Raw genomic sequence first — 11,248 nt, forward strand, 5'->3', positions numbered from 1 at the left:
TCGGGATATCGGATCACAGACGGCTTGTGGTTCTTGTGTGTTGTTGGGCATCTGAAATTTATTCGATTGCGTCAGGCGATTGATCGAGTCGAACAATGGGTCATGGCGATGACGCAGCGTCTCGCAAGCCGGCCGCGTCGCCGTGAGACCCATGCTTGTTTCGCTGAAAGGCGAGGGAATACCGGAAGACCGGACGCCTCCCGACGGGATGCATCAGGCATAAAGAAAACGCTTTATTCACCGCGTGTGAATACGTTGCCGGAAAGACGTTGCGCCTCCGCGCTGAACCACGTCTGCGCGTGCTCACGAGTCGCGACCCACGAGTGATTGTCGGGGTTTGCAAGGTGTTGCCCGATCACGCGGCGCGCCCGCTCGATGCCGTCGCGGACCGCTTCGTCGGCGGTGCGCCATTCCGGCTGAACGGTCTCCGGCCAGTCGAACCGCGACTGGCCGTCGCGGCGCACGTCGAGATCGGCGACCCACGCGCCGCGCTCGTTGCGCCGCGTGGTGACGGAGATTTCATATCCGGCAAAAACGTCAAAGGCAGTTTCCATCCGTTCCTCCGATGCGGATAAAGCCGTCGAACAAGCGTTCGATGGCCGGTGCCCGATATTACCGGTTCCCGAAAATTCATATTATTCGGGAACGCGTTGCTGCTCGCGTCCGAAAACATTGCCTGAGGGTACATCAAGTCCATGCAATAAATACTGCAAAAGGTGCGGTTGGGGCAAATGAACGCACGGCGGGCATCGATGCGCGACGCCATGTCGCCACGCCGCCGTCGCGGTCGCAGGAACATGCGTTAGCCTTGTCGTCGCGCGATGAACGCCCGATGACAGCCACATGACCCGGAGACGACGATGAATTGCCGATCCACCGCCACAGCGTTGCTGTTGCTGCTTGCCTGGGTCGGCCATGCGCATGCTCAGCAAGCGCGTCTGACCGATGAGCAAATGCTGGGCGTCGTATTCGTGGCGAATCAGGCGGAGATCGCAGCGGGCAATTTGGCGCTGCACAAGACGCGCTCGGCCAGCTTGCAGGCGTTTGCGCGGCGGATCGTTGCCGAGCACGGGCAGGTGAATCAGGAGATCGTCGCGCTGACGCAAGCATTCGGCACGCAGCCGCAACGAAGCGCGACGAGCGATGCGTCGATGAGGCAAAGCGCCGACGATCTCGCGCGCCTCGACGAAATCAGCAGCTACGATTTCGACGAGGCGTATCTCGATCGCGAGTCGGTCTATCTCCAGCGGCTGGTCAACACCGTGGACGACTACATTCGATCGACGGGCAGCGCCGATGTGAGGACGCTGCTGATTCGCGCGCGTCCGTCATACATCCTTCATCTCGACCAGGCGCGTCGACTGAAGCTCACGATAGGCAGTCCGGGACTCAAGCGTTAAGGCAAGGCGGCTTCGCGTTTGCGGTGCAGGGTCGCTACGTTAATATTGTCGTCGCCGATACATGACCAGAACGCGAGGCACGGAGATTCATGAACGCATCGGAACGGATCGACCAGTTGATCGCAGGAATCACCGACTGGCGCGGCGAGACATTCGCGCACGTGCGCAAGATCATCCTCGAGGCGGATCCGCAGATCGTCGAGGAATGGAAGTACATGGGAAGCCCGGTGTGGTATCGCGATGGAATGATCGCGGTCGCCAACGCCCACAAGGGCAAGGTGAAGCTGACCTTCGCCAATGGCGCGAGCCTGCCCGATCCCGACAAGCTCTTCAACGCAGGCCTCGAAGGCAACGCGCGGCGCGCGATCGATTTCCTCGAGGGCGACAGGATCAATGCGCGCGCACTGAAGAATCTGGTGCGCGCGGCGATCGAGTACAACCAGTCCAAATCGAAGAAGAAAGCGTAGAGAGACGAGGAAGCCTGACTTCCGGATCACGATGCCACGCGCGCCCACGCTCCGACGAAAGCCGGCGGCTGAAGAACGCCATCGAGCGCGACCACATCGTCGCGCAGCCGTTCGGCGAAGGTATCGATGCCGAAACGCTCGGCGAGCGGCAACAACGTTTTCAGCACGTCCGTCAGATACCGGTACGCGAACGAATCGGGGCCGCCTTCGAAGCGCCCCGAGAGCAGCATCTGCGGTTCGGGCAGACCCGCGCGACGAAACGTCGAGAACAGTTTCGATCCCATGTCGGTCTCGACGCCCGCGCGTCGAAAGGTCTCGAAGATCCAGCGCATGCCTTGCGCGCATAGCTGCGACTCGGGCAGATGAAGCAGGATGAGGCGGCCGACGATGGCGTCCACGGACTCGACGATATCGAAGTCCGCCACGCCGCCGACTTCGAATCGCACCTGATCGAGACGCGCCCGCTTCGCCCGCTCGCGCGCCTTGTCCATGATCCCGGGCCTGATCGATGCCGAGCACGCCTGCGCTCGCACCCACCAGCGAAGCGGCCAGAAACGAAACATCGCCCGCGCCGCAGCCCAGATCGAGCACCCGCATGCCGGGCGCGAGTCCCGCGCGGCGCAGGACGTCTTCGGTCAGATCGCCGATGAAGCGTGCCTGATTCTCGAGATCGGCGTGGCCGAGCACGTACGCTCCGTGAGGCGGAGGGGAAGGGTTCATGGGCGTGACCTCGAATGTGCATGTCCCATGTCGGATCGAGGCGCGACCGCGCGATGACCCGCTTCCATGTAAGTGGCCTTCGGCACCGAGTCACGTTGCGCCCCAATTCTTTTCAGATTCCTTCCGCACGAATCGCCCTTTTCGGGACAAAAAAGCTCGACTGAAATCTTTACAAAGATAAAACGTCGCGTCACAATGCGACCGCTAATAATAACGATTCGCATTTACGCACGCAACGACGTCCAAGAGAAGGGTATGAGATCAGATGAAAGGAATGCGGTCGCGATCCGGCCGCTGAAGCTGGCCGCGCTGCTGCTGTTCGCGGTGGCGCCGCACGCTTACGCGCAATCGACCGACGGCAATCCGTCCGATGCGGCGCAGGCCCTGCCCGGCGAAAGCGCGCTTCCGGCCGTCAACGTGACGGCGCAAAGCGACAAGGATCAGCCGTATGGTCCGACGAACGGCTACGTCGCGAAGGATTCGACCGCGCTGAAAGGCAGCACGTCGCTGCTCGAAACGCCGCAGTCCGTATCCGTCGTCACGCGCCAGCAGATGGATCAGCAGAACGCGGAGACGCTCAACGCCGCCGTGCGCTATGTGTCGGGCGTCACGCCGGAAACGCGCGGCGGCATCGCGACGCGCTACGACATGCTGAAGGTGCGCGGCTTCGACGCCGACAAGTACTGGAACGGGCTCAAGATGCTCGACAACCAGTGGTACGCGACGCCGCAGATCGATCCGTATCTGCTGGAGCGCGTCGAGGTGCTCAAGGGGCCGGTGTCCGTTCTGTACGGCCAGGCCGCGGCGGGCGGTCTGCTGGATCAGGAAAGCAAGATGCCCACGACGCAACCGCTGCACGAAGTGGGCATCGAATTCGGCAACTATGCGCACAAGCAGGCCAAGTTCGATTTCTCCGGACCGATTGCGGGAGACGAGCGCTATCTGTTCCGCATCACCGGTATCGCGCGTACGGAAGACGGACAGGTGCAATCGACGTACAACAAGCGCATCGCGATCGCGCCGTCGTTTACCTGGCGGCCGGACAACAAGACGTCGCTCACGCTGTTCGGCTTCTACCAGCACGACCCGCGCAGCACGTCGTACGGCAGCGTGCCCCCGCAAGGCACGGTGCTCTTCAACCCGAACGGCAAGCTGCCGAGCGACTTCTACGACGGCGACCACAACTTCGAGAGCTTCAACCGGGTGCAGGAATCGATCGGCTACAAGTTCGAGCGCAAGCTCAACAACGCGTGGTCGTTCCGCGCGAACGGCCGCCTCCTGCATCTCGCGCAGGACTACAAGAGCGTCTATGCGAGCGCGCTCGAGGACGATCTGCGCACGCTCGACCGCGGCACCGCGGCATCCAAGGACAATCTCAACACCGTCGCGCTCGACAATCAGATCGAAGGCAATTTCTCGACGGGACCGATCGATCATACGGTGCTGTTCGGCTTCGACTATCAGCACTACGCGAGCAACTTCGATGCGGGCTTCGGCACCGCGCCGACGCTCGACATGTTCGCGCCGGATTACAACCAGACCATCACGCCGCCCGATCGCTATCACCAGGTGCTGAGCGGCACGCAGTACGGCGTCTATGCGCAGGACCAGGCGCGCTGGGGCAATGTGATCCTGACGCTCGGCGGACGCGAGGACTGGGCGAGCAGCGATTCGAACAACACGACCTACGGCATCCAGTCGCATCAGTTCGATCGCGCGTTCACCGGCCGCGCCGGTTTGACGTACGTTTTCAACAACGGCATCGCGCCGTATGTGAGCTACACCGAGTCGTTCACGCCGCAGGCTGGCACCGACATCACCGGCAAGCAGTTCGAGCCCGAGCGCGGTCGCCAGTACGAAGTGGGCGTCAAGTTCCAGCCGAAGGGCTACAACGCGTTCTTTTCGGCCGCACTGTTCGATCTGACGCGCAAGAACCTGCTTACCGTCGATGCGGCCAATCCGAACTTCCAGTCCGCGGTCGGCGAGGCGAGATCGCGCGGCGTCGAACTCGAAGCGAAGGCGAGTCTGACGGATTCGCTGAACGTCACCGCGAGCTATACGTATCTGAGCACCAAGTACACGAAGGACAACAGTGGACTCGAAGGCAAGTATCTGCCCGCCATACCGCAGAATCAGGCTTCGCTGTGGGCGTATTACACGATCAATCGCGGGCCGCTCGCGGGCCTGTCGATGGGCGCGGGCGGACGCTACACCGGCACGACGTACAGCAGCGACAACAGCTTCAAGGTGTCGAGCTTCTTCCTCGTCGATGCCACGCTGCGCTACGACCTCGGACGCGCGGCTCCGCAACTGAAGGGCGCGGAGCTGTACGTGAACGCGCAGAATCTGTTCAACAAGGAGTATGTCGCTTCCTGCTATTACGGAAGCTGGTGCGCGTTCGGTTATGGACGCCAGGTGTTCGCCGGCATGAACTACCACTGGTAAGACGCGTTATCGCGCTGCGCCGCGCTCCGGCGCAGCGCGGCATTCTCCTGCCTCGAGACGTCGCGAGCGCCGCCCTGGCGCTTATCGCAAACGAAGCTATCCGTATCGCGATTTCTTCGTTCGCGTGCGAAGAAGCGGCTTGTACATTGATCGCTTGCCGCCGCCCCTCCACGACATCCCCGCATGACGACGACCTCTTCGCTCAACCGCCTTTTCGCCACGCTGGCGTTGATGGCGGCCTTCGCCTTGCCCATGCATCGCGCGCATGCCGAAGGCAACGTGAGGATCGTCGATCAATACGGCATCGGCTCGCTGCTGCTGAAAGTGGTGAAGGACCAGAAGCTCATCGAGAAGGAGGGCGCGCGCTCGGGACTCGATATCGACGTGCAATGGAACACGCTCTCGGGCGGCGCGGCCATGAACGAGGCGCTGCTGTCGGGCGCCGCCGATATTGCGACGATCGGCATCGGCCCGCTCATGACGATCTGGGACCGCACGCTCGAGCATCAGGCGTTTCGCGCGATGGCGGCGCAAAGCGCGGTGCCGGTATATCTCGTGTCGAACGATCCGCGCATTCGCAGCATCGGGGACGTCGGCGAGAAGGATCGCATCGCGGTGGTGTCCGTCGCGGTATCGCAGCAAGGCCGTCTCCTGCAGATGGCATCGGCCAGGGCATTCGGCGATGCGAACTACGCGCGCCTCGACCGATTCGAAGTCAACATGCCGCACGCCGATGCGACGACCGCGATGCTCTCGGGCAATTCGCTCATCAACCTGCATTTCTCGAACGCGCCGTATCAGTATCAGGAACTGGAGGACCGGAAGATCCACAAGGTCATCAGTTCCACCGACATCCTGGGTGGCCCGTCGACGGGCAGCGTCGTGGTCACGTCCGCCAAATGGCGCAAGGACAATCCGAAGACCTATGCGGCCGTGCGCGCCGCGCTCGAGGACGCGGCGAAGCTCGTCGGGAAGGACAAGGCGCAGGCCGCGGCCATCTACATCCGTCAGGACGGGTCGAAGCTTTCGCCTGCGTTCGTCGAGCGCATTCTGAACGATGGGGAAGCGAGCTTTTCCACGACGCCGCAAAACACCCTGCAACTGGGCACGTTCCTGCACAAGGTCGGCGTAATCCGTCACGAGCCGAAGTCGTGGCGCGATTACTTCTTCGCGGACGACGCCAGCGCGCAAGGCAGTTGAACGCGCCGTTTTCTTTGATCCATATCGACAGGAGTCGGATAGTGAATGCAGCTGCGATAGCCAACGAAACGGAAGTGACGGTCAATCCGCTCTCGGCGCATATCGGCGCGGAGATCGGCGGAGTCGATCTGACGCGGCCTTTGTCCGCCGATCAGATCAGGTTGATACGCGCCGCGTTGCTCAAATGGCGCGTGATCTTCTTTCCCGAGCAGTTTCTGACGCACGAGCAGCACGTCGCGTTCTCGGCTCAGTTCGGCGAGCTCACGGTGGGACATCCGGTGTTCGGCCATGTCGAAGGGCATCCGGAGATCTATTCGATCTCCAAGTTCCGCAAGGCCACACGCTTCGAAGGACAGACGCTCCTGCGCCCCTGGACCGGATGGCATACCGATGTCACCGCGGCGTTGAATCCGCCGTTCGCATCGATCCTGCGTGGCGTGACGATTCCGCCCTATGGCGGCGACACGCAATGGACCAATCTCGTGATCGCGTACGAGAAGCTGTCCGCACCGCTGCGCGCGTTCGTCGATGGTCTGCGCGGCGTGCATCGCTTCGCACCGCCGCAGGGCGCGAACGGCACCGAAGCGTTCAGGAAGGCCGTCGACGATCACACGCTCGTGAGCGAGCATCCGCTCGTGCGCGTGCATCCCGAGACCGGCGAGCGCGCCCTGTATGTGAGTCCGGGCTTTCTCAAGCATGTCGTGGGCCTCGCGCCGCGCGAGAGTCAGGCGTTGCTCGAATTGCTCTGGGAGCATGTCACGCGGCCGGAATTCACGGTGCGCTTCAAATGGGAGCCGGGCAGCATCGCGTTCTGGGACAACCGCACGACCGCGCATCTCGCGCCGACGGATATCTTCGATCTCGAGTTCGATCGGCAGCTCTATCGCACGACGCTCGTCGGCGATGTACCCGTCGGTCCGGACGGGCAGAAGTCCGTGGCGATCCAAGGTTCGCCAGTGGGCGCGGCGGCGGCGGTCGCGTTGAACTGAATGCGCGTCAATCGATGAGCTTGCGGGCCCGTGGCCGGTCGAGCACGAGGCCCGCGATGGCATTCATTGCATCGCCGTGACCGTTTTCCCTGTCGACGCTAGGGCCAGAATCTTCGCCAGCCTTTCCGAACATCCTCTTCTTCGCTGATGTCGTCTGCGCGAGCGCGGCTCGTACTGCGGGCCGCGACAATCAGTTTTGCGGGCGAGTCGTTCTTGGTTTGCCTGCAACTAACGGTCGATCCCATACCAAACCTCTATCGGCTTCGCCATCGAAAACCAGCCTGTGGAGTTCCACCGGGACGCGTGTAGGCGGGCCGTATAATCGCAGCCCCGACGATTCCGATCCGAAGAAAGACCGCCCGCGTGGAAGAACTTTTCCAATCCGTGAACGCATTGTTCGCCTTCATTGCCCCCGTCTCTGATTTCCTGTGGGATTTCCCCACGAACTTCAAGGCGTACGCGCAGATCCCCGTGCTCGGGCGATTCTCGTTCGCGATCCTGCTGCTGATCGGCGTGGGCATCCACTTCACGATCCGCACGCGCTTCATCCAGACGATGAACGTCGGCAAGATCGTGCGCATCATGCTGCGCCGGCAGTCGTCGAAAACCGGCGTCAGCGCGCTCGCCTCCTTCATGCTCGGACTCGCGATGCGCGCGGGACCGGGCAATATCGTCGGCATCACGGGCGCGATTTCCGTCGGCGGGCCGGGCGCATTGTTCTGGATGTGGGTCGCCGCGTTCTTCGGCATGGCCACGGCGTTCATGGAATCGACGCTCGCGCAGCTCTTCAAGGAGAAGAAGCACGACGAGTTCGTCGGCGGATTGCCTTTCTATGGACGGCGCATTCTGGGCGACAAGCGCATCGTCGGCACGTTCCTGTCGCTGGTGTTCATCGTCTATGCGCTCTTCAACGTCCCGCCGCAAACGTTCAACGTATTCACTGCGATCGGCACCATCGCCGACACGGTGTCCGGCACGCATCTCGCGCGTCAATCCACGGTGTATTACGTCATCGCGGCGGGACTCATCCTGGCGTGCTCGTTCATCATCATGGGCGGCATTCGTCGCGTGACCGCCTATACCGATGTGCTCGTGCCGATCAAGGCCACGTTGTTCTGCCTGGTGTCGCTCGTCATCATCCTCATCAATCTGCCGCTCATTCCTTACTTCTTTCATGAGGTAATCGTCGGCGCGTTCGCGCCTCATGCGCTTTTCGGCGGTGCGATCGGCACCGCGCTCGCGCAGGGCGTCAAGCGCGGATTGATGTCGAACGAAGCAGGGCAGGGCACCATCACGATGGCCGCCGCCATCGCCGACAACGATCACCCTTGCGAACAAGGCTTCGTACAGAGCCTCGGCGTGTTCTTCGACACGATGGTCATCTGCACGATGACGGGCTTCATCGTCGTCATGGCGCACGTGTGGACCGGCACGGTCGACGGTCAGGCATGGGAGTCGGTCCGGGCATCGAAGATCACGGTCTATCTGGCGTCGGTCGAAACGCTCGTGCCCGTGGCGGTCGCGCATGCCGTGAAGATCGTGATGTGCGTGTGCTACGGGCTCTTCGCCTTCACTACGCTGCTCGGCATGATTTCGTTTGCGGAGATCTCGGCGAATTTCATCTCGCGCAGCCGCGGCTTCATCACCGGCATTCGCGTCGTGGGTTCGCTCGTGTTCGTGCCGTTCGGCGCGCTGACCGTGCTCGCGGGCCTGGAATTGCCGAATCTCTGGGCGCTGTCGGATCTGATGAACATCGTGATGGTATTGCTCAACGTGCCGATCCTGCTGGTCGGGCAACGTCTCGTGTACAAGGCGCTCGCGCATTACCGAACGACGCGCGGCGGACGGTTCGTCTCCGAGCAGATCGGCGTGCGGACCGAGTACTGGACGGCGATCCGCGGTGTCGAAAAGCGCAAGGAAGACGTGCGCGAGCGCGTCGAAAGTTAAGAGCCGAAGAAGTCGACGGCGCCCGTGTTCAGGTTGTACATCGCGCCGGCGATCCTGATCGTGCGCTGGCTTTCCAGTTCGCCCAACACGGCGCTGTCGCGGCGAATTTGCGCGATCGTCAGCTCGACGTTCTTGCGCGCCACCTTGTCGACGAACGCGTAGTTGGTCGCCGAGCGCTCGCCGTCATATTGTGTTGCGTCGACGGCTGGTTTGATGCGCGCGAGCAGGCCGGTGAGATGCCCCAGTTCGGCATTGGCGATCGCGCCTTTTATCGCGCCACACGACGTATGCCCCATCACGAGCACGACCTTCGCGCCCGTCAGCTTGCACGCGAACTCCATGCTGCCGAGGATATCGTCGTTCTCGATATTGCCCGCGACGCGGCAATTGAAGATATCGCCGATGCCCAGATCCATGATGACTTCCGCGGGCGCACGCGAGTCGATGCAACTGAGCAGCACGGCAGCCGGATACTGTCCTTTCGCGCTCGCCCTTTGCTCACGTAAATAATTGCGCGCCTTTCGCTCGCCTTTCTGGAAGCGCTCGTTGCCGCGCTTCATCGACGCGATGATTTCCTCGGGCGTCATGCTGTCGCGTTGCGCCTTGGTCAACGCGTCGGCATGAGCCGGCGTCGTGAGGAGCGAGGGAGCGGCGAGCCCGGCGATGGTTGCGGATGCAACCGTTTTGAGGAAACCCCGGCGGCACGCATGCGTGCATTGCAGTGAATGCTCTGTTTCATCGCGCATGACCTCGCTCCTCGATCTCGAATATTGAGGGAACGGCTTAGGGTTTCATGCTCGAGTGTCGGCCTGAAGTGGGTCGAATGCAATGCGCATGAACGGATGCGCGCGTCAAATCGATGACCCCGCGACTTGCCGCGCGATATCCAGGAAGTTGGCTGTTTTGGCGGGCGTGGCATCGATGCGCGAAGCCAGCGCCAGACGGATGGAAATGCTGCTGCCGAGCGCATCGGTGTAGGCGACGCCGTCGACCTGAATCTGACAGACCGACGCCGGCACCAGCGATACGCCGAATTCCGCCGCCACCAGATTCACCACCGACGACAACTGCGGCGCCTGCTGCCCGGCGATCGGCTCGAACCCGGCTTCACGGCACGCGCCGACGATGACGTCGTGCAAGGTGGGACTTGCCTCGCGCGGCAACATCACGAAAGGATCTTCCGCCAGCGCCGATAGCGGCACCTTGCGCTTTCTGGCGAGCTTGTGCGTGGTGGGCAGCACGATCTTCATCGGCTCGATTGCGATGTGATGGAATTGCACCCCCGCGGGCGACTGGCTGCCGAGACGAACGAAGGCGACGTCGACGCGGCCATCGTCGAGATAGGAAAGGAGCTGCGCGGTGTTGCCTTCGGCGAGCGTGAGCGTGACGTTCGGGTACGACTGCCGATAGGAGCGGATGAGTTTCGACACGACCGGATTGAACGCCGCCGACCCCGTGAAGCCGATATTGAGCTGCCCGATCTCGCCGCGCCCAGCGCTTTGCGCCTTTTCCACCGCAAGCCGTGCATCGTTCATCAGACGTTTGGCGTCGATGGCGAACGCCTCGCCAGCCTCCGTCAGCACGACGCCGTGGCCCGTACGGCGAAAGAGGCGCACGCCGATTTCATCCTCGAGCGCATGAATCTGCTGGCTGAGCGGCGGCTGCCCGATGCCGAGCCGCTCGGCGGCGCGCGTCACGTTGCGCTCCTCGGCGACGGCCAGAAAATAGCGGATATGGCGCAGTTCCATCCGATATCTGTAAAAAGTATTTCAGAAAGACGAGATAGATATTGGACAGTATATCAATCCCGCGACAAAATACCGCTATCGCGCAGTGCGCGGGCTAGAAACTTTTCCCCAAATGCATCGCCGGTCGCTGGTCCAAGCGATCAGGCTGGACGAGTCGCGCCCGTGTCGTGCATCGACAGCGCGATACGTCAAAACAGATTAGGGAAGGGGTCTACCGTGGCTGAAGCTTTGAAGAAACCCAGGCCGGAATTCCGCAACATCGGGATCGGCCAAATCGCGAAGTATCGCTTGCCGCTGGCAGGGAAGGTGTCGATCCTGCATCGCATCAGCGG

The 11,248-nt window shown here is 62.1% G+C and carries 11 protein-coding genes and 1 pseudogene; 7 read left to right on the forward strand and 5 right to left on the reverse strand.

The features are described 5' to 3' along the window. Nucleotides 1–233: 233 nt before the first annotated feature. Complete coding sequence (locus tag AWB83_RS35030) at nt 234–554, reverse strand: DUF6566 family protein (RefSeq protein WP_087050183.1); 321 nt, start codon at nt 552–554, stop codon at nt 234–236. A gap of 306 nt (nt 555–860) precedes the next feature. Between AWB83_RS35030 and AWB83_RS35035 the strand changes: the two genes are divergently transcribed. Both AWB83_RS35035 and AWB83_RS35040 read left to right on the forward strand, forming a co-directional pair. Continuing rightward, nucleotides 861–1,400 (forward strand): DUF4142 domain-containing protein, encoded by a 540-nt coding sequence (locus tag AWB83_RS35035; protein WP_087050184.1) that lies wholly within the window; start codon nt 861–863, stop codon nt 1,398–1,400. An 89-nt stretch (nt 1,401–1,489) separates the two neighbouring features. After that, on the forward strand, nt 1,490–1,867 hold the full coding sequence (locus AWB83_RS35040) for a DUF1801 domain-containing protein (RefSeq protein WP_087050185.1): 378 nt from the start codon (nt 1,490–1,492) through the stop codon (nt 1,865–1,867). A gap of 26 nt (nt 1,868–1,893) precedes the next feature. Here AWB83_RS35040 and AWB83_RS35045 read toward each other — a convergent pair whose 3' ends face one another. After that, complete coding sequence (locus tag AWB83_RS35045; RefSeq protein ID WP_143750158.1) at nt 1,894–2,430, reverse strand: class I SAM-dependent methyltransferase; 537 nt, start codon at nt 2,428–2,430, stop codon at nt 1,894–1,896. Further along, a pseudogene (locus AWB83_RS37800) lies at nt 2,411–2,587 on the reverse strand (SAM-dependent methyltransferase); the annotation flags it as partial. The pseudogene AWB83_RS37800 and the gene AWB83_RS35045, both read right to left, overlap by 20 nt. 255 nt (nt 2,588–2,842) lie before the next feature. Here AWB83_RS37800 and AWB83_RS35055 point away from each other — a divergent pair. The 4 genes from AWB83_RS35055 to AWB83_RS35070 all read left to right on the forward strand — a co-directional run bounded on the left by AWB83_RS35055 (nt 2,843) and on the right by AWB83_RS35070 (nt 9,168). Next, nucleotides 2,843–5,032, forward strand: a complete 2,190-nt coding sequence (locus AWB83_RS35055; protein WP_087050188.1) for a TonB-dependent siderophore receptor — start codon at nt 2,843–2,845, stop codon at nt 5,030–5,032. 183 nt (nt 5,033–5,215) lie between these two features. Then, complete coding sequence (locus tag AWB83_RS35060) at nt 5,216–6,232, forward strand: ABC transporter substrate-binding protein (RefSeq protein ID WP_087050189.1); 1,017 nt, start codon at nt 5,216–5,218, stop codon at nt 6,230–6,232. 41 nt (nt 6,233–6,273) lie between these two features. After that, a complete protein-coding gene (locus AWB83_RS35065; RefSeq protein ID WP_087050190.1) occupies nt 6,274–7,221 on the forward strand; it encodes a TauD/TfdA dioxygenase family protein in 948 nt (315 codons plus the stop codon). 363 nt (nt 7,222–7,584) lie between these two features. Further along, nucleotides 7,585–9,168 carry an alanine/glycine:cation symporter family protein gene (locus AWB83_RS35070; RefSeq protein ID WP_087050191.1) on the forward strand — a complete coding sequence of 528 codons (1,584 nt, stop codon included), beginning with the start codon at nt 7,585–7,587 and terminating at the stop codon, nt 9,166–9,168. Here the strand turns inward: AWB83_RS35070 and AWB83_RS35075 are convergent. Beyond that, a complete protein-coding gene (locus AWB83_RS35075) occupies nt 9,165–9,914 on the reverse strand; it encodes a carbonic anhydrase family protein (RefSeq protein ID WP_087050192.1) in 750 nt (249 codons plus the stop codon). The genes AWB83_RS35070 and AWB83_RS35075 overlap by 4 nt on opposite strands. 105 nt (nt 9,915–10,019) lie before the next feature. Next, entirely contained in the window at nt 10,020–10,916 is an 897-nt protein-coding gene (locus AWB83_RS35080; protein WP_087050193.1) for a LysR family transcriptional regulator, read from the reverse strand. A 183-nt stretch (nt 10,917–11,099) separates the two neighbouring features. Here AWB83_RS35080 and AWB83_RS37870 point away from each other — a divergent pair. Next, a partial coding sequence (locus tag AWB83_RS37870) for a succinate dehydrogenase, cytochrome b556 subunit (RefSeq protein WP_445343903.1) occupies nt 11,100–11,248 on the forward strand: 149 nt, incomplete at its 3' end.

This window comes from Caballeronia ptereochthonis, from assembly GCF_001545075.1.
GTDB classification, from domain to species: Bacteria; Pseudomonadota; Gammaproteobacteria; order Burkholderiales; family Burkholderiaceae; genus Caballeronia; species Caballeronia ptereochthonis.